Genomic DNA, 20412 nt, shown 5'->3' on the forward strand with positions numbered 1-20412 from the left:
GTGTCCTAGGCCACTAGACGAAGGGGACACGCTAACTGAAACACATGGTATGTATTCCAGTGCCCAAATCCGCATCCGAAGAATTGGTTCTGGCTTCACTCAATCTCGCCCAAAGGCCAGACTGCTTAAAAATGGAGCGGGAAACGAGACTCGAACTCGCGACCCCGACCTTGGCAAGGTCGTGCTCTACCAACTGAGCTATTCCCGCAATGGCGTCCCCTAGGGGACTCGAACCCCTGTTACCGCCGTGAAAGGGCGGTGTCCTAGGCCACTAGACGAAGGGGACACACGTACAACATTCACTACTTATTTGCGTTTCGCTGTTTGCTTTACGCTGTAAGTGGCGCGCATTCTATGGATGGATTGATAAGTCGTCAACCCCATTCTGAAAATTTATCTAAATCAACGACTTCGCCGTTCTTTTAGAAGATGTCGCGTCTGGGAACGTGCCATCGCAATGACGCCATGAATAAGTAAAGTCCGACCAGTACATCTATGCGCAATAGTGCTTAGCCACTACACTCGGCCCCAATTACTTGAAGAAATAGAGGTTCGCGCGGTGACACCACTCATGATTACACTGATGGTAGTAGCTGGCATCGCACTCCTGATCGCGATTGGCTACCTGAACCACGTGGCCGAGAACGCCAAGCTGGATAAAGCACGGGCGCGAGTTGAGCTGAGTGATCGACTGCGTCGCTGCTCTGAAATATCAGAGACTTTTCCAGGCCAGCTGGTCTCCCCGGCATTGAAGCTATTAATGACGCGCCTGGAACTCAACGTTCTGCAGCGCATGCAGGCGCTGGATAAAGGCAACGATCAGGTCAAGACCCGGATCGGCGAACTCAACGCACTGGTTGCCCAGGGCGAAGCAATCGTCGTCACCAACCCGGTAAGCCCGATCCAGACCGAAGCCAAGGCCAAGGACGTGCGCTTTCTATTAGAAGCACTGCACGGTCAGGTCACGCGCGCTGCACATGACGGTTTCCTGCAAACCAGCGAAGCCAAGCACTGGATTCGCGAAATCCGCAACATTCTGGTCATGCTGCACATTGAATTCTTCAACAACCTTGGCCAGGCAGCTCTGTCGCAGGAACAGCCGGGTCAGGCACGTCTGGCGTTCGAACGTGGCGTGCAATATCTGCGCAACCAACCCGATCCGGTCACGTATCAGAACGCTCTGGTGGCCATGGAAAAACAACTGGCTCGCGCCAACTCCATGGTGCTAACCAACATTGCGCCAACTGAAGATGACGACAATGCCCTGACCGAAGGCCTGAAGGCCGACGACGTCGAATCGGAATGGAAGAAAAAGGTTATCTACGACTGATTGAAGAGCACCCTCGCGCAGCTAGATTGCGTAGGACCGGCTTTAGCCGGGAGAACGCCCTCCCGGCTAAAGCCGGTCCTACGGAATAATGAAAGCCGAATCAGCGCGCCAGCCTATCGCCTCATCAGCAGTCTGTAGCCTTCAGAAAAATCCGCGCCAACTCCTCGACACCTTGCTGATCCTGCTCCGAGAAGCGACCGACACTCGGGCTGTCCAGATCCAGAACGCCAATCAGGCGCCCTTCCTTGATCAATGGCACCACCAACTCGCTGTTCGACGCGCTGTCACAGGCAATGTGGCCGGGAAACTCGTGCACGTCCTGCACACGCTGGGTTTCCCGACTCTGGGCCGCCGCGCCGCATACGCCGCGCCCGAACGGAATTCGCACACAGGCGATTTGCCCCTGGAACGGCCCCAGCACCAGCTCTTCGTCGCGATTCAGGTAAAAGCCCGCCCAGTTCAAATCTTCCAGCTGGCTATAAAGAAACGCAGAAAACTGCGCGGCGTTGGCGATGAAATCGCGCTCGTCCGCCAGCAGTGATTCCAGCTGCGCGGTCAGCAGGCGATAGCCTTCCAGGCCGCTGCCGGCGTTTTGTAGATCAATCATGGTTGTTGCTCCAGCAGTTTGAGGCCGACCCAATAACGTGCGAACTGATAGGCACAGCGGCCATTACGATTGCCGCGCCCGGTTGCCCAGCGGATCGCCAGCTTGTCCAGCTCCGGATCGCGCTGCCAGGACAGACCTGCCGCCAGTGCCAGCTGGGTGATCCAGTGTTCGACGACGTTCAGGTAATGTTCCTGGGTGAACGGGTAGAACGACAGCCACAGGCCGAAGCGGTCAGACAAGGCGATCTTGTCTTCCACCGCTTCGCTGGGGTGCAGTTCGCCGTCGACATGTTTCCAGTTGGCGTTGTCGCTCTCTTTTTCCGGCACCAGATGGCGGCGGTTGGACGTGGCGTAGAGCAGCACGTTGTCCGGTGCCTGTTCCAGCGAGCCGTCGAGCACGCTCTTGAGCACCCGGTAATCGCTTTCACCCGCCTCGAAGGACAAGTCATCACAGAACAACACGAAACGCTGGGGCAGCTTTTGCAACTGCTCGACAACACGCGGCAAATCCCCGAGATGATCGCGCTCGATCTCGATCAGGCGCAGACCGGCCTGCGCGTACTCGGCGAGCAAGGCGCGGATCAGCGAAGACTTGCCGGTGCCGCGCGAACCCCAGAGCAGCGCATGGTTGGCAGGCAGCCCGTCGATGAACTGCCGGGTGTTGCGCCCCAGCTGCTCACGTTGCAGGTCCACCCCGATCAGGTCAGACAAGCGCATGTCGAGGCTGACTTCCAACGGCATCAGGTAGCCACTACGACCTTCACGAACCCAGCGTGCCGCCAGCGACCCGTTCCAGTCGACGGTCTCCCGAGGTGCAGGCAACAACGGCTCAAGACGTGCAAGAACGGCGTCGGCGCGCTCAAGAAAAGCATTCAAACGAGAATCCACGTTATCTCCTTAGATTGTTGATAAAGCCAAGGGCTGATCGGCTATGCTTGCCCCGCGATGGACACGAGATGTGGCAGTGCCCCCTATGGATATAGCGTTTACTAACCGGCTCTCGTACAAGCAGGCCCGACTCACCGTCCTGGTCGGCTTCATTCTGGGAACGTTGTTGAGCCTGTTACAAATTACCCTCGATTATGCCAGCGAAGACGCGTCCATCGATCGTGAAATTCGCTCGTTACTGGAAATCAGTCACAACCCCGCTTCGCGCATTGCCTACAACATCGACGCCGAACTGGCTCAGGAACTGACCCTGGGCCTGCTGCGATCCCCTGCGGTGGTCAGCGCCAGGTTGACCGACAACAACAATATGGTGCTGTCCAGCGTCGAGCGGCCTTTTGCCCAGAGCCCCTATCGCGTGGTCAGCGATTTTCTGTTTGGCGAAAGCCGCCAGTTCGAAGATGCGTTGAATCTGGCCCATCTGCCAAACGAGTCCATCGGCACCCTGCGCCTGAATGTGGACACCTTCGCGTTCGGCAGCCACTTCCTTCAGCGCGCCGAAATCACCCTGATTACCGGGTTCGTACGCAGCCTCGCCCTGGCCGGCATCATGATGCTGCTGTTCTACATGACCCTGACCAAACCGCTGATACGGGTGATTGGCTCGCTGACCAATCGCGAGCCCAACAGCCCGACGCCGAACAAAGTGCTCTGCCCGCCCAAACATGAAAATGACGAGATCGGCGTACTGGTCCGGGCCGCCAACCGGCAATTTGAGAACGTCGCGAACGAATTCGCGCGCCGCCGCGACGCGGAAGACCGCCTCACCGCGCACCTGAATGAACTGGAAGACATCGTTTCGGCGCGCACCACCGAGCTCAAGGCCAGCAACGCGCGACTGAGCCAGTCCAACGAAGAATTGCAGATCGCCCGCAGCACGGCACTGGATATGGCCCATGCGCGCTCGGCTTTCCTGGCCAACATGAGCCACGAAATCCGCACACCGCTCAACGGACTGCTGGGCATGCTCGCGCTGTCGCTGGACAGCCCGCTGAATGCCGAACAGCGCCAACAGCTGTCCATCGCCCATGACTCGGGCAAAGTCCTGGTGGAGTTGCTCAACGATATCCTCGACATGTCCAAATTCAACGCAGGACACCTGGAGATGGAGCGCATCCCGTTCGATCTCGGCGTGCTGGTCGAGGATACCGCCAACCTGCTGTCGCAAAACGCCGCGCCCAGTGTCGAACTGACCTGCCTGATTGATCCGAACTTTCCGGCCATGGTCATGGGCGATCCGACCCGGGTTCGGCAGATCGTCAGCAACTTGCTCTCCAACGCCCTGAAATTCACCCGTTTCGGGCGGGTGGACGTGCGCCTGAGCACTTACCGGGATACCGACACCCGAGAAAACCGGGTGCGCATCGAAGTCTGTGACACCGGAATCGGCATCGCCCAAGAGGCCCAGGCCAGAATATTCCAGCCCTTTACCCAAGCCGAAGCCGCCATTACCCGGCAGTTCGGCGGCACCGGCCTGGGCCTGGCGCTGACGCATAACCTCTGCGAAGCCATGTCCGGCCATTTGAGCATTCATTCCCAATCAGGCCTGGGCAGCCAATTCTGTGCCGATCTGCCGCTGCCCATTCACCTGCCAGCCATCGCCCCGCCAGCGTTACGTGGCCGAGTCGTGGTGATCAGTGCAGCGGGAAGCGGACTGGTGGAGTTACTGGCCAACCTGCTCCCCGCCTGGGGCATCGAATACCAGCGCTGGGGTATCGACGACAAGATTGTCTGCACAGGTCTGGATGCCGAGCCTGCGCTGCTGATCACGGATTGCCCGGAATGCCTGTTCGGCCTGCGGCCAGCGACGCACATCCCTATCCTGCTGGTCACCGCCTACGGCAACTTCATGCCCAGCGAACAGGTCAGCGCCCTGGCACCCTTGCAGCAACAGGCCCGTCCGCTGGCCCGCAACGCGTTGTATCAGACGCTGCGCCGGGTCATGCAGAAGGGCGAAACGGTGGCTGACGATCTATTGCGGGCCATCGATTTGAGCGGCAGCCACTCGGCGAGAATCCTGTTGGTAGAGGACAACCCGGTAAACCAGTTGGTGGCCAAGGGTATGTTGAGCAAGTTGGGTTGCGAGGTCATCGTCAGCAGCCACGGCGCGGAAGCGCTGCAGCAACTGGAACTGCACACGTTCGATCTGGTGCTGATGGACTGCAACATGCCGGTCATGGACGGCTACGAAGCGAGCCGCCAGATCCGACGCAGCGGTCGCTGGCCGCAACTGCCGATCATCGCCCTCACGGCCAACGCCATGCCCGAAGAGCGAGAGCGCTGCCGGGCTGCTGGCATGAGTGATTACCTGGCCAAGCCGTTCCGCCGCGCTGAGCTGATCAGCCTGCTTGATCAATGGATACCGGCCAATAAAACCGGATGAGCTACTTGAGCAGCGCTTCGATTTCGCCCGTCAGGTCTTCCGGCTTGGTCAGTGGGGCAAAGCGTTTGACCAGCTTGCCGTCCTTGCCGATCAGGAATTTGGTGAAATTCCATTTGATACGCTCGGTCCCCAGCAATCCTGGCGCCTGCTTCTTGAGCTGGACGAACAACGGATGAGCGTCGCTGCCATTGACGTCGATTTTCTTGAACAGCGGGAACGTGACGCCGAAATTCAGCTCACAGAACTCACTGATTGCTGATTCGTTACCGGGTTCCTGCTTGCCAAACTGATTACACGGAAAACCCAGCACGACCAAGCCCTGATCCTTGTAATCCTGCCATATTTTTTCCAGCCCTTTGTACTGCGGGGTAAAACCGCACTTACTGGCCGTATTGACCACCAGCACCGCCTTGCCGGCGAAATCGGCAAGCGTTTTCTGCTCGCCCTTGATCGTCGTGCAGGGAATGCTCAGCAGGTTTTCGCTCATGACGGTGGCTCCAGAATAGAAACAGGGATTGAAGTTAGCGCGCAACTGATTTGCGCGCACTTCAATTCTCGGTCGTGATGAGCGCCTATAAGGCAGTGCAGCCAGGCAATCAGTCGCGCGGGACCAGATCCAGACAGACCGAGTTGATGCAGTAACGCAGCCCGGTTGGCGGCGGGCCGTCCGGAAACACATGCCCCAGGTGCGCATCGCATTTGGAGCAAACCACCTCGGTGCGAATCATGCCGTGGCTGACATCCCGTACTTCAACCACTGCGCTGCCTTCGATAGGCGCGTAGAAACTTGGCCAGCCGCAGCCGGAATCAAATTTGGTCTCCGAATCGAACAGCGGCTCGTTACAGCACACACAATGGTAGACGCCTGCGGTCTTGGTGCTGTTGTATTTGCCGGAAAACGGCCGTTCGGTGGCTTTGAGGCGACAAACGTTGTACTGCTCGGGATCGAGCATCGCTCGCCACTCCTCGAGGGTTTTGTCCAACTTTTCCACGGGTACACCTCCGCAACTGAAAAAGCCCGATCTGTATCTTCTCCACAGATCAGGTGGCACGTATGATTGCGCCTTCGTTAGACGCCAGTCTGTCACCCGCGTTTCAAGCATACAAACCCATTTTTCACGGCGTCACACCCGGCGAACCACGTGATCAGCTAGTCGCGGCTCGTCCATATTCGGGAACAATCACCATGCAGGTCAGCAAATCGAACAAGCTCGCCAACGTCTGTTATGACATTCGCGGGCCAGTGCTCAAGCACGCCAAACGCCTGGAAGAGGAAGGTCATCGCATCCTCAAGCTGAACATCGGCAACCCTGCGCCATTTGGTTTCGAAGCGCCGGAGGAAATCCTGCAGGACGTCATCCGCAACCTGCCAACCGCGCAAGGCTACAGCGATTCCAAAGGCCTGTTCAGCGCCCGCAAGGCGGTGATGCAGTACTACCAGCAGAAGCAGGTCGAAGGCGTTGGCATCGAGGACATCTACCTCGGCAACGGCGTCTCCGAGTTGATCGTGATGTCGATGCAGGCTTTGCTCAACAACGGCGATGAAGTGCTGATCCCGGCGCCCGATTATCCGTTGTGGACCGCGGCTGTCAGCCTGGCAGGCGGCAACCCGGTGCATTACCTGTGCGACGAGCAAGCCAACTGGTGGCCGGATCTGGCGGACATCAAGGCCAAGATCACGCCGAACACCAAGGCCATGGTGATCATCAACCCGAACAACCCGACCGGCGCGGTGTATTCCAAGGAAGTCCTGCTGGGCATGCTGGAACTGGCGCGTCAGCACAAGCTGGTGGTGTTCTCGGACGAGATCTACGACAAGATCCTCTACGACGACGCCGTGCATATCTGCACCGCGTCCCTGGCACCGGATCTGCTGTGCCTGACCTTCAACGGCCTGTCCAAATCCTATCGCGTTGCCGGCTTCCGCTCCGGCTGGGTCGCCATTTCCGGTCCCAAGCACAACGCCCAGAGCTACATCGAAGGCATCGACATCCTGGCCAACATGCGCCTGTGTGCCAACGTGCCGAGCCAGCACGCCATTCAAACGGCCCTTGGCGGCTACCAGAGCATCAATGACCTGATACTTCCGCCTGGTCGCCTGCTGGAACAGCGCAACCGCACCTGGGAACTGCTCAACGACATTCCCGGCGTCAGCTGCGTCAAGCCGATGGGCGCCTTGTATGCGTTCCCGCGCATCGACCCGAAAATCTGCCCTATCCACAACGACGAGAAGTTCGTCCTTGACCTCCTGCTGTCGGAAAAACTGCTGGTGGTCCAGGGCACCGCGTTCAACTGGCCGTGGCCGGACCACTTCCGTGTGGTAACCCTGCCCCGCGTCGACGAACTGGACATGGCTATTGGTCGCATCGGCAATTTCCTCAAGACCTATCGCCAGTAACAGCGCCTGCCGCCCCCGTATTGCGTGCCCGACCGGCCGCAATGCGCTGGGCGGGCAACCTGTCAGCAGCGGCCACGAAATAAAATCCCCCGCGCCCCGGTGAGCTTGCCGTGCCCGCCGCTCTGGGTCGGGAGCCTTGCGACCCGACGCAATTACGACGCAACCCGACGAAACGACACAGTTTGAAATAGTCGCCGGGTTGAATAGCCGCAAGCATCCCCTTATATACCCCGCAACGTGTTACATATTCTTCACGAGGAGAACTTCCAAACCATGATGCGCATTTTGCTGTTTTTGGCCACTAACCTGGCGGTCGTGCTGATAGCCAGCATCACCCTGAGCCTGTTTGGCTTCAACGGGTTCATGGCGGCCAATGGGGTTGATCTGAACCTCAGTCAGCTGCTGGTTTTCTGCGCTGTATTTGGTTTCGCCGGCTCGCTGTTCTCGCTGTTCATCTCCAAGTGGATGGCGAAGATGAGCACTGGCACCCAGATCATTACCCAGCCGCGCACCCGGCATGAGCAATGGCTGGTGCAGACCGTCGAACAACTGTCCCGCGACGCCGGCATCAAAATGCCGGAAGTCGGGATTTTCCCAGCCTACGAAGCCAACGCTTTCGCCACGGGCTGGAACAAGAACGACGCACTGGTTGCGGTCAGCCAGGGTTTGCTGGAACGCTTTTCGCCGGATGAAGTGAAAGCAGTGCTGGCCCACGAGATCGGTCACGTTGCCAACGGCGACATGGTCACCCTGGCGCTGGTGCAGGGCGTGGTGAACACCTTTGTGATGTTCTTCGCCCGCATCATCGGCAACTTCGTCGACAAGGTGATTTTCAAGACCGAGAACGGCCAGGGTATCGCGTACTACGTGACCACGATCTTTGCCGAACTGGTCCTGGGCTTTCTGGCCAGCGCCATCGTCATGTGGTTCTCGCGTAAACGCGAGTTCCGGGCTGACGATGCAGGTGCTCGACTGGCGGGCACTGCGGCCATGATCGGCGCCCTGCAGCGTCTGCGTTCCGAACAGGGCGTGCCGGTGCAGATGCCGGACAGCCTGACGGCCTTCGGTATCAATGGCGGCCTCAAACACGGCCTGGCTGGCTTGTTCATGAGCCATCCGCCGCTGGAAGAACGTATCGAGGCGCTTCGTCGTCGCGGTTGATTGAGCTGTTACTTCATTGAAGGGCGACGCGAGTCGCCCTTTTTTGTGGGTTGGCGGTGGGTCAGCGCCGCGCCAGTCGATATACCCGTTCGTCAAGCCGGCTACCGCCGCGCTGAACGAACTTCCAGCTTTCCCCCAGCACATCGCAGGTCTGCAGGGTTTCCAGCTGCCAGCCGGACGCAAACAGACGTTGTACCTCTTCGTCAGGCACCGAGAACGGCGGGCCTTCGACTTCCGACTGTTCATAGTCCAGGGTAATCAGCAGCCCCTTGCAGCTCCCGGACAATATCTCGCCAAGATGCTGGACATATTGCTGTCGCATGGCGGGCGGCAATGCGATCAAGGCTGCGCGATCGTAGAGCGCCTGACAATCCACCACATCGGCCGCCGTCAGGGCGAAAAAGTCGCCACACCACAATTCCACCGGGCCAGCGCTGTAGACCTTGAACGCCCCTTGCTGACGAATCGCAGGTTGCAATTGATGCTCACTGAAAAAATCCGCGATGGCCTTTTCCGACAACTCGATGCCTTTGACGCTATAGCCTTGCTTCGCCAGCCAGCCAAGGTCCAGGCTTTTGCCACACAGCGGCACCAGCACGCCAGCACCCTGCTCCACCGATAAACCCGGCCAGAAGCGCTCCAGATAAGGATTGGTCTGTTGCTGATGGAAGCCGATCTGATCGCTGGCCCAACGTTGATGCCAAAAGTCAGCCTGCATGAAACCTCCCGAAAATTCGATCAAAGCGCGCTAAAACTTATATTAGATTTAGATCAATGTCTGTCTGAAGATGAGCCATCTTATCGCTCAGGACTCTCGACATGTTCCCCAGCTTATTTATCTCACACGGCTCGCCCATGCTTGCGCTGGAACCCGGCGACAGCGGTCCGGCCCTTGTTCAGTTGGCCGCCGGGATACCAAAGCCACGGGCCATCGTGATTGTCTCGGCGCACTGGGAAAGCCAGGATCTGCTGGTCAACGGCAACCCACAACCGGAAACCTGGCATGACTTCGGCGGCTTCCCGGCCGCGTTGTTCGCCGTGCAATACCCCGCGCCCGGCCTGCCGGAGCTTAGCCTGCAAGTCGCCGCCCTGCTTGGCGTCGCTGGCTTGCCTGCGCGCATCGACAGCAAACGCCCGTTCGACCATGGCGTCTGGGTGCCGCTGTCCCTGATGTATCCGCAGGCCGACATCCCCGTGGTGCAGGTTTCCCTGCCCAGCCGCCAGGGCCCGGCATTGCAGACCAAAGTCGGCCAGGCGTTGGCCAGCCTGCGCGATGAAGGCGTGCTGGTCATCGGCTCCGGCAGCATCACCCACAACCTTCGCGAACTGGACTGGCATGCTGGCCCGGAAAGCGTCGAACCCTGGGCGAAGGAGTTTCGTGACTGGATGATCGACAAGCTGGCCAGCAACGACGAAGCAGCACTGCACGACTACCGCAAGCTGGCACCGCATGCGGTGCGCAGTCATCCGAGCGATGAGCACTTGTTGCCGCTGTACTTCGCGCGTGGCGCGGGCGGTGAATTCAGCGTGGCGCATCAGGGTTTTACGATGGGGGCGTTGGGGATGGATATTTATAGGTTTGGGTGAGTAGCCTGTTGTCACCGTGCACTGTAGGAGCCAACTTGTTGGCGAGGCGTCGGCCTATTCGCGAGCAAGCTCGCTCCCACACAACTTGTCCCCGAAGAGGTCGGTGCAAACGCTGAAGATCTTNAAGATCTTCCTCGGCAGACCCGACGCCCTCCCGGACAAGTCCGGTCCTACCGAGCGATTCATAACTCGGTAGGAGCTGACTTGTCCCCGAAGCGGTCGGTGCAAACGCTGAAGATCTTCCTCGGCAGACCTGACGCCTTCCCGGACAAGTCCGGTCCTACCGAACGATACATAACTCGGTAGGAGGGGACTTGTCCCCGGAAGAGGTCGGTGCAAACGCTGAAGATCTTCCTCGGCAGACCCGACGCCTTCCCGGACAAGTCCGGTCCTACCGAGCGATTCATAACTCGGTAGGAGTGGACTTGTCCCCGAAGAGGTCGGTGCAAACGCTGAAGATCTTTCTCGGCAGACCCGACGCCTTCGGACAAGTCCGGTCCTACCGAGCGATTCATAACTCGGTAGGAGGCTTCGCTACAGCGTGAATATCCCGATTGAATGCGGTCTCGTTGGAGCGAGGCTTGCCCGCGAAGCAATATTTCAGACGCTGAATCTATGTCGGATGTATCGGACCCTTCCCGAAACGAAAGCCTAAATCCCAGACAAAAAAATCCCCGAACCAGTCGGGGATTTTTTTGTTCAGACGATCAGCTCAAGAGCAGATCAATCTTCGCGATAGCGACGCAGCTTCAACTGCTTGCCTGCAACGCGGGTGTCCTTGAGTTTGGTCAGCAGACGCTCAAGGCCATCTTCCGGCAGTTCAACCAGGCTGAAGCTGTCACGCACCTGGATGCGACCGATAGCTTCGCGGGCCAGGCCGCCTTCGTTGAGGATTGCACCCAACAGGTTTTTCGCAGCGATACCATCACGCGCACCCAGCGCGGTACGGCAACGAGCACGGCCTTCGGCCAATGGAACCGGAGCGCGACGCTCACGATCACCACTGCGCTCAGGACGATCACCCGAAGTCGAACGATCACTACGCTCACGCGGTGCGCTGTTCGGCACCAGTGGACGGTCGCGTTCGATGGCAGCCAGGGTCAAAGCCTGACCGTTGGTTGCCTTGCGCAGCAGGGCTGCGGCCAGGGCACGCGGGCTGCAACCGATATCGGCGGTCAGGCGGTCGAGCAATTCGCCATGAGTCGATTCAGCGTCAGCAACCAGTGGCGCGAGGCTGTTGGTCAATTTCTTGATGCGAGCATCGAGAACGGCCTGGGCATCCGGAAGGCGGACTTCAGCAACTTTCTGACCGGTTACACGCTCGATCACTTGCAGCATGCGGCGCTCACGTGGAGTCACCAGCAACAATGCACGACCTTCGCGACCGGCACGGCCAGTACGGCCGATACGGTGAACGTAGGACTCTGGATCGTAAGGCATGTCCACGTTGAATACGTGGGTGATACGCGGAACGTCGAGACCACGGGCGGCAACGTCGGTCGCTACAACGATGTCCAGACGGCCATCCTTGAGGGATTCGATAACGCGCTCACGCTGGTTCTGGGCGATATCGCCGTTCAGTGCAGCAGCCTTGTAGCCTTTGGCTTCAAGGGCGCTTGCCAGGTCCAGGGTCGCTTGCTTGGTGCGCACGAACATGATCAGGGCATCGAAGTCTTCGACTTCAAGCAGGCTCAATACAGCCGAGGTCTTCTGGTCAGCGTGAACCAACAGGTGAGCCTGTTCGATCGCGGTAACGGTCTGGGTCTTGGTCTGGATCTTCACGTGCTTCGGATCGCGCAGATGGCGCTCGGCGATGGCACGGATCGACTGCGGCAGGGTAGCCGAGAACAAAACGGTCTGACGGGTTGCAGGCATGGCCTTGAAGATGACTTCCAGGTCGTCCATGAAGCCCAGCTTGAGCATTTCGTCCGCTTCGTCGAGAACCAGGTGGTTCACGGTCGCCAGGACTTTTTCGTCACGGCGAAGGTGATCACACAAGCGACCCGGAGTAGCGACGACGATCTGTGCGCCGTTACGGATTGCTTTAAGTTGTGGACCCATCGGCGCGCCGCCGTAGACAGCCACGACCGTTACGCCCGGCATTTGCTTGGCGTAGGTTTCGAAAGCGGTGGCTACTTGCAGGGCCAGCTCGCGGGTCGGTGCCAGGATCAGCGCTTGTGGTTCGCGCTTGGCTGGGTCGATGCGATGCAGGATAGGCAGTGCGAACGCGGCAGTTTTACCTGTACCGGTTTGCGCCTGACCGATCATGTCGTGACCGGCCATGATGATAGGGATCGATTGCTGCTGAATAGCCGAAGGCTCTTCATAGCCAGTCGCGATGACGGCTGCAAGAATGTTTGGATGAAGTTCAAAAGCGGCGAAGCCGCCGAATTCCTGGGTCATGGGTCTGCCTCTAGTGCATCCGCAAAGACCCATGCTCCAAAGCTGCGCGTGCCGTGTACGACCCTAAAGTCACCCTGGCTGCTTTGTCGGCGGGGATTTGCGAAAACGTTTGATGAATGGATCGCCAAGGATAGTCCGCTGAGCGAACAAGCAGCCGAAGCTGGCTTCGGGGAATTGCAATACCTGGACGAGGCCCCGTTAAAGGCCGGCGCGCACTATACCGGAATTGCGCGAAAAAGTGAGGATTTTTTTCGAGGCAAAACAGTGGAATGTCCAAGTGTCACAGGCTTTGCGCAAATCCACGCGACGGTCTATTTCGCACGAAGCCCGAGATTGCTGGGGGCGATGCTTAAACGGTTCACCTTTCGTCAGGCAGTTCGGATCCGATCCTACTCAAATCGCTGGAACATCCTACACAACTTCCTCAATCAAGGACCGCCTCAGCTATGACTCGATCATCAGGTCGCCGGGCGAATGTTCTTGATCAGTTGCAGCAACGAGTAGCCAAGGCGCGGTGCGAGCGTTTCAGCACGCTCGATCAGCGGCTCGACTTCAAGCGTCTGCTCCAGATCGGCCGGCACAAAGAGGATGACGTTGCCTTCCTTGACCGGCAGTTCCCAGTAATGCCGGTGATAAAGGCCACGTAGCAAGGCGGCGCCCAACGGCTTGCCATCATCGGCCGCCCATTGATTGATGATCAGCCAGCCACCCGGATTCAGACGTTGCTGACAATTCTCCAGAAATTTCCAGGCCAGATGCCCAACGCCCGGACCGACGTCGGTGTACAAATCGACAAAGATCAAGTCCGCCGACTCGGCCGTTTCCAGCAGTTCCAGTGCGTCGCCAATGCGGATAAACAGCCGCGGATCGTCATCCAGCCCCATGAACTCAATGGCCAGACGCGGCACGTCGGGACGCAATTCGATGGCTTCGACATCCTCCAGCGGCAGGAACTTGAGGCACGCCTGGGTCAGGGTTCCAGCCCCTAACCCCAGGAACAACGCGCTTTCCGGCGCTTCATGGCAGAGCGCGCCGATCAGCATGGCGCGGGTGTAGTCATACTCCAGCCAGCTGGGATCAGCCGTAAAGGTGCAGCTCTGCTCGATGGCATCGCCGAATTCCAGGAAGCGGTAATCATCCACTTCAAGCACGCGGATCATGCCGAAGTCATCGTGCACTTCGGCCAGAATCCGCTCTACCCGCTCCTCAGTCATTGCTTCTCCTAACGGCGAGCTCAAGTCCAGACTTGGCCATCGCACTAATTCGATACAGTCGCTCGACCCTGAGCGGGAAAGCGCGGATTGTCGGCCAAGCGGGGGCGCGCGGTCACGCTCTTTATGGCCCAGGGCCAATATCCCATTGAGTCGGACTGCGACTCCGATCATCCAGCACGCGCTGGCAGCCCGACACCGAACTGCTAACATGCTCGTCCGATTGCACTGACTTAGAGTCCACGATGAACCAACCCTGGAGTCCCGACAGCTGGCGGGCATTGCCCATTCAGCAGCAACCTCAATACCCCGATGCCGCGCATTTGCTGCACGTCGAACAGACGCTTGCCAGCTATCCGCCGCTGGTATTTGCCGGGGAAGCCCGCGAGTTGCGTCGCCAGTTCTCGGAAGTGACTCAAGGGCGTGCATTCCTGCTGCAGGGCGGCGATTGCGCGGAAAGTTTTGTCGAGTTCTCGGCGGCGAAGATTCGCGACACCTTCAAGGTGCTGCTGCAAATGGCCATCGTCATGACCTTCGCGGCGGGCTGCCCGGTGGTCAAGGTCGGGCGCATGGCCGGCCAGTTCGCCAAGCCGCGTTCAGCCAACGACGAAACCATCGACGGCGTGACCTTCCCGGCCTATCGCGGCGACATCGTCAACGGCATCGGTTTCGATGAGAAAAGCCGCGTGCCGGACCCGGATCGCCTGTTACAGGCTTATCACCAGTCCACGGCGACCCTGAATCTGCTGCGCGCGTTTGCCCAGGGCGGCTTTGCCGACCTGCATCAGGTGCATAAATGGAATCTGGACTTCATTGCCAACTCGGCGCTGGCGGAAAAGTACAGCCAACTGGCCGACCGCATCGACGAAACCCTGGCATTCATGCGCGCCTGCGGCATGGACACCTCGCCGCAACTGCGCGAAACCAGCTTCTTCACCGCCCATGAAGCCTTGCTGCTCAACTACGAAGAAGCCTTCGTACGTCGCGACAGCCTCACCAATGACTTCTACGATTGTTCGGCGCACATGCTGTGGATCGGCGACCGCACCCGGCAACTGGATGGCGCGCACGTGGAGTTTCTGCGTGGGGTGAACAATCCGATCGGGGTCAAGGTCGGCCCCAGCATGAACACCGACGACCTGATCCGCCTGATCGACATCCTCAATCCGGACAACGATCCCGGTCGCCTGAACCTGATCGCGCGCATGGGCGCCAACAAGGTCGGCGACCACTTGCCGCAATTGATTCGCGCCGTGGAACGTGAAGGCAAGAAAGTGCTGTGGAGCTCTGACCCGATGCACGGCAACACAATCAAGGCCAGCAGCGGCTACAAGACCCGCGACTTCGCACAGATCCTTGGGGAAGTGAAACAGTTCTTCCAGGTCCACCAGGCCGAAGGCACCTACGCTGGCGGTATCCACATCGAGATGACCGGCCAGAACGTCACCGAATGCATCGGCGGCGCACGCCCCATCACCGAAGACGGCCTTTCGGATCGCTATCACACCCACTGCGATCCGCGAATGAATGCCGATCAGTCACTGGAACTGGCGTTCTTGATTGCCGAGACGTTGAAGCAGGTTAAACGCTAACTTCCTGTAGGAGCCAACTTGTGTGGGAGCGACCGGGGTGGCGATCCACCTTGCTCGCGAAGCTTCTGAAACGAGGCATCGCCAACACGTTGGCTCCTACAGCAACGCTTCAAACGCCCACTGTAATTTTCTGCCACTCGCTCGCTGGCAATTGATCTGCACCTCCGGCAGCCCCAGCCAATCGGCCAGTTGCCGCAGATTGCTCGCCAGCGCGCGCATGCCCTCCTCGTCCAGCCCGGCTTCTTCTTCGTGCACCGCATGCACGGCCAAACGCCCTGCGGCACGTTCGGCGCGCAGATCGACGCGAGCAGCGATGCGTTCGTGGTGCAGGAACGGCAGCACGTAATAGCCATAAATCCGTTTGGCCTGAGGCGTGTAAATCTCCAGCCGATAGCGGAAGTCGAACAGCCGCTCGGTGCGAGCCCGCTCCCAGATCAGTGAGTCGAATGGCGAGAGCAAGGCGCTGGCCGCCACCTTGCGCGGGATCTTGCTGTCCGGCAGACAGAATCCCGGCTGACGCCAGCCCTGGACCTGGACGACTTGCAACGCGCCAGCTTCTACCAATTCGGCCAACGCCACCCGGCTTGGCAATGGGTCTTGGCGGAAATAGTCACGCAGGTCTTTTTCAGTCCCCACACCCAGCGCCGCTGCCGCGTGCAGCAGCAAACCCTGTTGAGCATCCTTTTCGCTGACTTCGGGGTGATCCAGAATTGCTGCAGGCATCACTCGTTCGGGCAAATCATAGAGCCGCTCGAACCCCCGTCGCCCGGCTACCGTCACTTCACCCGCAGCAAACAGCCACTCCAGCGCGAGTTTCTCCGCGCTCCAGTCCCACCATGGCCCGGCGCGCTCCTCGCGGGTGCTCAAACTGCCTGCGCCCAACGCGCCCTGCTCGCGAACGGCCTGCAACACACGGGCAATGGTCGACTGTTGTTCGCGGCCAAATGTCGCCAGTTGCTGATAGATGCCTTCGCCCTGAGCAGCGCGCTGCATGCGCCAGCGCATCAGCGGGTACAGCTCGATGGGCAGCAGCGAGGCTTCGTGGCCCCAGTATTCAAAGAGTTTGCGATGGCGGCCCTGACTCCAGGCGGCCTGATCGAGCAGGGTCTGGGAATAGTTGCCCAACCGGGAAAACAACGGCAGGTAATGGGACCGAACCAGAGCATTGACCGAATCGATCTGCAAAACACCCAGGCGCTGGATCAATTGCGTGACATGGCTGGCCTTGACGGTCGCCGGCGGCTGCCGCCCGTTGAAACCCTGGGCGGCCAGCGCCATGCGACGTGCTTGTTTGAGCGACAGTTCTAACGGCATGCGAGGCTCCCTGTGAACCTCAACGCTACCTGATAGCACCGGCTCTTGTCAGCGCTTCATCGGATCGACCCAGAAGTGCCGCTCGGTCTCTTGATAAACATCCGCGCGACTCAGACCGAGATCCTTCAAGGCCTCATCGCTCAACTCGGCCAGTTGCCGGCGCTGCTGATGCAGCTCGTACCAACGCGACACATGGCCTTTCACAGAGCGGAGCAACCGCTCGATCCACGAATCATGAGACAGGGTTTTAAGTACCACCACATAACCTTTTTGACCTTTCATCATCTTGCCCTCCAAGTGGGATGACTAAAGTCTCGCGCTGGAGCTAAGATCAATCCAACGAATGTTTCTTATGCACTGCATCTGGGAGATTGATGTATTGGCCAGCTTCCCGAGTATTGACACAGAATTGCTGCGCACCTTTGTCGCCATCGCCGACGAGGGCGGATTCACCCGGGCGGGCGAAGCGGTAAACCGCACGCAGTCGGCGGTCAGCATGCAGATGAAACGGCTTGAAGAAGATCTGATTCAGCGCCCGCTGTTTCAGAAGCAGGGCCGCAGCGTCAGTCTGACGATGGAGGGTCAGGTGCTGCTCGGCTATGCGCGCAAAATCCTCAAGCTGCATGGCGAAGTGTTCAACACCCTGCGCGAGCCGCACATGGTGGGCATGGTGAAAATCGGTACGCCCGATGATTACGCCATGCGCTTTCTGCCCGGAATCCTGTCGCGCTTCGCCCAGGCCTATCCGCTGGTGCAGATTGAAGTGCACTGCGAGCCGTCGAAACAGCTGTTGCAGCGTCAGGACCTGGATTTGAGTATCGTCACCCGCGAGCCGGGGACCGAGATCGGCCAGATTCTGCGTCAGGAACGTTTTGTCTGGATGGAAGCGCAGGGCTTTTCGCCCCATGAACACACGCCGCTGCCGCTGGCGATGTTCAATACTGACTGTTTCTGTCGAACCTGGGCCTGCAATGCGCTGGATACCATGCAACGCGATTACCGCATCGCCTATACCAGCGCCAGCCTCGCGGCAATCAGCGCCGTGGTGACTGCGGGACTGGCGATCACCGCGCAGCTGGAAAGCCTGCTGACGCCGGATCTGCGCATCATCGGCGAAGCTCAGGGCTTGCCGCAGTTGCCGCTGGCCAGCATCGTCCTGCTGCGCAACCCGCACAGCGTTTCGCCCATCACCGAATGCCTGGCCGAACACATCGCCGAAGGCTTCAAACTTTAAAGGCAAGCACTACGGCGCAGATCACCAAAAAGCCACAGAACAGCGAACGCAGCAGGCGCTCGGGCAGCGAGTGAGCCAGTTTCACCCCCCAACTGATACTCGCCAGCCCGCCGATGGCCAGGGGAATGCCCATGGACCAGTTGACGTGGTCATGCAGTGCGTAGGTAAACAGGGTGATTGCGGTACTTGGGGTCGCCAGTGCCAACGCCAGGCCTTGGGCGACAACCTGGGTCGCACCGAAAAAACCGGTCAGGATGGGCGTGGCTATGACTCCGCCACCGACCCCGAACAAACCACCGGTGATGCCGGAACCGACACCCAGCAACCACAAGCGATTGGTGTGACGCAGCTCAGTGCTGGCATCTCCCTTGCGCCAGTACATCTGCACCAGGTTGAACACCATCAGGATGATGAGAAAGACCACGAAACTGATACGCATGGATTGCGGGTCCAGCCGCACCGCCCACAGCGAAGTCAGCCAGGCCAGGCAAAAACTGGGAATGATCAGCATCATGGCATTGCGCAGCGAAATACGATTGCGCTGGTTGTACCGCCACAATGCCAGCAGCACGTTAGGCAGCACCATCAACAGCGCGGTGCCTTGCGCCAGTTGCTGATCAAGCCCGAACAACACACCCAGCGCCGGGATGGCAACCAGGCCCCCACCAATTCCGAACAACCCACCCAATGTGCCCATGGCGGCACCCAACAACACAAACATCACAACGTCGATCACACCGTTTCCCCCGAATTATTGGCAAGCATGCTACGCATTCTGAGGAAGCCGGGGAATGAATAGATCGGTGTGATGGCGTTTTAACGCTTGGCGCACCGATCTAATTTATCTGGCGCATTAAAGATCAGAGCACTAAATTGTTTGGTAACGACACATTCGTACAAAAGGACTGCCCATGAACGCAGACGATATCTCTACACCCGACGTCGCTGAGCCATGCGAAGCCTTGCTGCTCGACAATCAGCTGTGTTTCGCCCTCTACTCGACCTCGTTGCTGATGACCAAGGTTTACAAACCGCTGCTCCAGGCATTGGGCCTCACGTATCCGCAATACCTGGCGATGATGGTGCTCTGGGAGCAGGACGGCTTGACCGTTGGCGACGTCAGCACCCGTCTGCTGACCGATCCCGGCTCCCTGACGCCGCTGCTCAAACGCCTTGAAGGCGAAGGCTTCATCACCCGCACGCGCAGCAAGGAAGACGAACGCGTGGTCCTGCTGCGCCTGACCGAACAAGGTCGCGCATTGCAACAACGAGCCATGCAGGTGCCAGGCTGCATCCTCTCCGCCAGCGGCCTGGATCTGGAGAAATTGCAGAAAATGCAAAGCGACCTGCTCCAGTTGCGCGGGAATTTGCGTGAGCATGTTTGATTAGACCCCCTCCCGTTTGGAGCGAGGCTTGCCCGCGAATCGGCCGTAGGAGCGACTGTAGGAGCGACTTCAGTCGCGAGCCGCTCATCAATTGCCCTCCCGGCTAAAGNCTTGCCCGCGAATCGGCCGTAGGAGCGACTGTAGGAGCGACTTCAGTCGCGAGCCGCTCATCAATTGCCCTCCCGGCTAAAGCCGGTCCTACACTAAGTCTCGCTCCAACAGAGCATCTCAAATTCAGAGGTTTAAAATATTATCTTGTGCGCAAACTATTCGTGCGCTACATTTCGTTCATACTCAGTTAGCGCACAAATATTTAGCGCAAGCAGACAAGTTTTTTCAAAGCCAATCCCTACCATCAGTTCTCTTTTTCGCGAGGCAACGCCATGGACACTCTCTACACAGCAATCGCAACTGCAACCGGCGGCCGTGACGGTCGTGCTGTTTCCAGCGACAACATTCTCGACGTCAAACTCGCCACGCCAAAAGAGCTCGGCGGCGCAGGCGGCGCGGCGACCAACCCTGAGCAATTGTTCGCTGCCGGCTACTCGGCCTGCTTCATCGGCGCGCTGAAATTCGTCGCCGGTCAAAGCAAACGCAGCATTCCGGCAGACGCCTCGATCACTGCCCACGTCGGCATCGGCCAGATTCCTGGTGGTTTCGGTCTGGACATCGACCTGAACATCAACCTGCCGGGTCTGGAACAAGCCGACGCAGAGCAACTGGTCGAAGCTGCGCACCAGGTGTGCCCGTACTCGAACGCCACTCGCGGCAACGTTGATGTGCGTCTGCACGTAACTGTTTAAGCAACATCTGACCTGTAATTGGATGGACTCGCCCAAGCCGAGGCGTCTGTAGCGCCACGG

General features: G+C 58.9%; 20 protein-coding genes and 2 tRNA genes. 10 read left to right on the plus strand and 12 right to left on the minus strand.

What is annotated here, in order from left to right; genetic code table 11:
• Positions 1 to 132: 132 nt before the first annotated feature.
• A tRNA-Gly gene (locus AFK24_RS09115) sits at positions 133 to 208 on the minus strand.
• A 2-nt stretch (positions 209 to 210) separates the two neighbouring features.
• Positions 211 to 286, minus strand: a tRNA-Glu gene (locus tag AFK24_RS09120).
• A gap of 285 nt (positions 287 to 571) precedes the next feature.
• On the opposite strand from AFK24_RS09120, the gene AFK24_RS09125 reads away from it, so the two are divergent.
• Positions 572 to 1330: a hypothetical protein gene (locus AFK24_RS09125; protein WP_080482090.1), complete on the plus strand. Its 759-nt coding sequence runs from the start codon at positions 572 to 574 to the stop codon at positions 1328 to 1330.
• Positions 1331 to 1454: 124 nt separating this feature from the next.
• Here AFK24_RS09125 and AFK24_RS09130 read toward each other — a convergent pair whose 3' ends face one another.
• A complete protein-coding gene (locus AFK24_RS09130; protein ID WP_065832939.1) occupies positions 1455 to 1937 on the minus strand; it encodes a GAF domain-containing protein in 483 nt (160 codons plus the stop codon).
• On the minus strand, positions 1934 to 2824 hold the full coding sequence (locus tag AFK24_RS09135) for an ATP-binding protein (protein WP_065832940.1): 891 nt from the start codon (positions 2822 to 2824) through the stop codon (positions 1934 to 1936). Before AFK24_RS09135 ends, AFK24_RS09130 begins: the two co-directional genes overlap by 4 nt.
• A gap of 85 nt (positions 2825 to 2909) precedes the next feature.
• On the opposite strand from AFK24_RS09135, the gene AFK24_RS09140 reads away from it, so the two are divergent.
• Positions 2910 to 5264 (plus strand): hybrid sensor histidine kinase/response regulator, encoded by a 2355-nt coding sequence (locus tag AFK24_RS09140; RefSeq protein ID WP_065832941.1) that lies wholly within the window; start codon positions 2910 to 2912, stop codon positions 5262 to 5264.
• A gap of 1 nt (position 5265) precedes the next feature.
• On the opposite strand, the gene AFK24_RS09145 is transcribed toward AFK24_RS09140, so the two are convergent.
• On the minus strand, positions 5266 to 5751 hold the full coding sequence (locus tag AFK24_RS09145) for a glutathione peroxidase (RefSeq protein WP_065832942.1): 486 nt from the start codon (positions 5749 to 5751) through the stop codon (positions 5266 to 5268).
• Between the two features lie 109 nt (positions 5752 to 5860).
• Complete coding sequence (gene msrB, locus AFK24_RS09150; protein WP_065832943.1) at positions 5861 to 6256, minus strand: peptide-methionine (R)-S-oxide reductase MsrB; 396 nt, start codon at positions 6254 to 6256, stop codon at positions 5861 to 5863.
• Positions 6257 to 6450: 194 nt separating this feature from the next.
• Between msrB and AFK24_RS09155 the strand changes: the two genes are divergently transcribed.
• Together AFK24_RS09155 and htpX are read left to right on the plus strand one after the other, a co-directional pair.
• Complete coding sequence (locus AFK24_RS09155) at positions 6451 to 7662, plus strand: pyridoxal phosphate-dependent aminotransferase (protein ID WP_020290614.1); 1212 nt, start codon at positions 6451 to 6453, stop codon at positions 7660 to 7662.
• A 273-nt stretch (positions 7663 to 7935) separates the two neighbouring features.
• Complete coding sequence (gene htpX, locus AFK24_RS09160) at positions 7936 to 8823, plus strand: protease HtpX (protein ID WP_065832944.1); 888 nt, start codon at positions 7936 to 7938, stop codon at positions 8821 to 8823.
• A gap of 61 nt (positions 8824 to 8884) precedes the next feature.
• Here the strand turns inward: htpX and AFK24_RS09165 are convergent, their stop codons facing one another.
• Positions 8885 to 9541 (minus strand): thiopurine S-methyltransferase, encoded by a 657-nt coding sequence (locus AFK24_RS09165; RefSeq protein ID WP_065832945.1) that lies wholly within the window; start codon positions 9539 to 9541, stop codon positions 8885 to 8887.
• A 101-nt stretch (positions 9542 to 9642) separates the two neighbouring features.
• On the opposite strand from AFK24_RS09165, the gene AFK24_RS09170 reads away from it, so the two are divergent.
• Positions 9643 to 10410: a DODA-type extradiol aromatic ring-opening family dioxygenase gene (locus AFK24_RS09170; RefSeq protein WP_065832946.1), complete on the plus strand. Its 768-nt coding sequence runs from the start codon at positions 9643 to 9645 to the stop codon at positions 10408 to 10410.
• A gap of 723 nt (positions 10411 to 11133) precedes the next feature.
• Here AFK24_RS09170 and AFK24_RS09175 read toward each other — a convergent pair.
• Complete coding sequence (locus AFK24_RS09175) at positions 11134 to 12846, minus strand: DEAD/DEAH box helicase (protein WP_170826309.1); 1713 nt, start codon at positions 12844 to 12846, stop codon at positions 11134 to 11136.
• Between AFK24_RS09175 and AFK24_RS31170 the strand changes: the two genes are divergently transcribed.
• Positions 12772 to 13263: a hypothetical protein gene (locus tag AFK24_RS31170; protein ID WP_170826308.1), complete on the plus strand. Its 492-nt coding sequence runs from the start codon at positions 12772 to 12774 to the stop codon at positions 13261 to 13263. The genes AFK24_RS09175 and AFK24_RS31170 overlap by 75 nt on opposite strands.
• A gap of 8 nt (positions 13264 to 13271) precedes the next feature.
• On the opposite strand, the gene AFK24_RS09180 is transcribed toward AFK24_RS31170, so the two are convergent.
• Positions 13272 to 14027 carry a spermidine synthase gene (locus tag AFK24_RS09180; RefSeq protein WP_065832948.1) on the minus strand — a complete coding sequence of 252 codons (756 nt, stop codon included), beginning with the start codon at positions 14025 to 14027 and terminating at the stop codon, positions 13272 to 13274.
• Positions 14028 to 14269: 242 nt separating this feature from the next.
• Here AFK24_RS09180 and AFK24_RS09185 point away from each other — a divergent pair, with 242 nt between their 5' ends.
• Entirely contained in the window at positions 14270 to 15616 is a 1347-nt protein-coding gene (locus AFK24_RS09185; RefSeq protein ID WP_065832949.1) for a class II 3-deoxy-7-phosphoheptulonate synthase, read from the plus strand.
• 96 nt (positions 15617 to 15712) lie between these two features.
• On the opposite strand, the gene AFK24_RS09190 is transcribed toward AFK24_RS09185, so the two are convergent.
• Positions 15713 to 16930, minus strand: a complete 1218-nt coding sequence (locus tag AFK24_RS09190; RefSeq protein WP_065832950.1) for a winged helix-turn-helix domain-containing protein — start codon at positions 16928 to 16930, stop codon at positions 15713 to 15715.
• Positions 16931 to 16978: 48 nt separating this feature from the next.
• Positions 16979 to 17215 (minus strand): DUF1127 domain-containing protein, encoded by a 237-nt coding sequence (locus AFK24_RS09195; RefSeq protein WP_065832951.1) that lies wholly within the window; start codon positions 17213 to 17215, stop codon positions 16979 to 16981.
• 67 nt (positions 17216 to 17282) lie between these two features.
• Between AFK24_RS09195 and AFK24_RS09200 the strand changes: the two genes are divergently transcribed.
• Positions 17283 to 18164, plus strand: coding sequence for a LysR substrate-binding domain-containing protein (locus AFK24_RS09200; RefSeq protein WP_414705931.1), 882 nt, complete (start codon positions 17283 to 17285; stop codon positions 18162 to 18164).
• Here the strand turns inward: AFK24_RS09200 and AFK24_RS09205 are convergent.
• A complete protein-coding gene (locus tag AFK24_RS09205; RefSeq protein WP_065832953.1) occupies positions 18154 to 18900 on the minus strand; it encodes a sulfite exporter TauE/SafE family protein in 747 nt (248 codons plus the stop codon). The two genes, AFK24_RS09200 and AFK24_RS09205, sit on opposite strands and share 11 nt — an antisense overlap.
• A gap of 175 nt (positions 18901 to 19075) precedes the next feature.
• Here AFK24_RS09205 and AFK24_RS09210 point away from each other — a divergent pair, with 175 nt between their 5' ends.
• Positions 19076 to 19549, plus strand: coding sequence for a MarR family winged helix-turn-helix transcriptional regulator (locus AFK24_RS09210; RefSeq protein WP_065832954.1), 474 nt, complete (start codon positions 19076 to 19078; stop codon positions 19547 to 19549).
• Between the two features lie 383 nt (positions 19550 to 19932).
• Entirely contained in the window at positions 19933 to 20352 is a 420-nt protein-coding gene (locus AFK24_RS09215) for an organic hydroperoxide resistance protein (protein WP_020290626.1), read from the plus strand.
• Positions 20353 to 20412: the final 60 nt, after the last annotated feature.

The organism is Pseudomonas syringae (genome assembly GCF_001698815.1).
GTDB classification, from domain to species: domain Bacteria; phylum Pseudomonadota; class Gammaproteobacteria; order Pseudomonadales; family Pseudomonadaceae; genus Aquipseudomonas; species Aquipseudomonas syringae_A.

Coding starts and splice junctions, on each gene's coding strand:
- AFK24_RS09195 (WP_065832951.1), bottom strand. CDS start 17,215: ATGATGAAAGGTCAAAAAGGTTATGTGGTGGTACTTAAAACCCTGTCT.
- AFK24_RS09155 (WP_020290614.1), top strand. CDS start 6,451: ATGCAGGTCAGCAAATCGAACAAGCTCGCCAACGTCTGTTATGACATT.
- AFK24_RS09170 (WP_065832946.1), top strand. CDS start 9,643: ATGTTCCCCAGCTTATTTATCTCACACGGCTCGCCCATGCTTGCGCTG.
- AFK24_RS09125 (WP_080482090.1), top strand. CDS start 572: ATGATTACACTGATGGTAGTAGCTGGCATCGCACTCCTGATCGCGATT.
- AFK24_RS31170 (WP_170826308.1), top strand. CDS start 12,772: ATGAAGTTCAAAAGCGGCGAAGCCGCCGAATTCCTGGGTCATGGGTCT.
- AFK24_RS09210 (WP_065832954.1), top strand. CDS start 19,076: ATGAACGCAGACGATATCTCTACACCCGACGTCGCTGAGCCATGCGAA.
- AFK24_RS09130 (WP_065832939.1), bottom strand. CDS start 1,937: ATGATTGATCTACAAAACGCCGGCAGCGGCCTGGAAGGCTATCGCCTG.
- AFK24_RS09215 (WP_020290626.1), top strand. CDS start 19,933: ATGGACACTCTCTACACAGCAATCGCAACTGCAACCGGCGGCCGTGAC.
- htpX (WP_065832944.1), top strand. CDS start 7,936: ATGATGCGCATTTTGCTGTTTTTGGCCACTAACCTGGCGGTCGTGCTG.
- AFK24_RS09190 (WP_065832950.1), bottom strand. CDS start 16,930: ATGCCGTTAGAACTGTCGCTCAAACAAGCACGTCGCATGGCGCTGGCC.
- AFK24_RS09140 (WP_065832941.1), top strand. CDS start 2,910: ATGGATATAGCGTTTACTAACCGGCTCTCGTACAAGCAGGCCCGACTC.
- AFK24_RS09185 (WP_065832949.1), top strand. CDS start 14,270: ATGAACCAACCCTGGAGTCCCGACAGCTGGCGGGCATTGCCCATTCAG.
- AFK24_RS09165 (WP_065832945.1), bottom strand. CDS start 9,541: ATGCAGGCTGACTTTTGGCATCAACGTTGGGCCAGCGATCAGATCGGC.
- AFK24_RS09200 (WP_414705931.1), top strand. CDS start 17,283: ATGCACTGCATCTGGGAGATTGATGTATTGGCCAGCTTCCCGAGTATT.
- AFK24_RS09175 (WP_170826309.1), bottom strand. CDS start 12,846: ATGGGTCTTTGCGGATGCACTAGAGGCAGACCCATGACCCAGGAATTC.
- AFK24_RS09180 (WP_065832948.1), bottom strand. CDS start 14,027: ATGACTGAGGAGCGGGTAGAGCGGATTCTGGCCGAAGTGCACGATGAC.
- AFK24_RS09145 (WP_065832942.1), bottom strand. CDS start 5,751: ATGAGCGAAAACCTGCTGAGCATTCCCTGCACGACGATCAAGGGCGAG.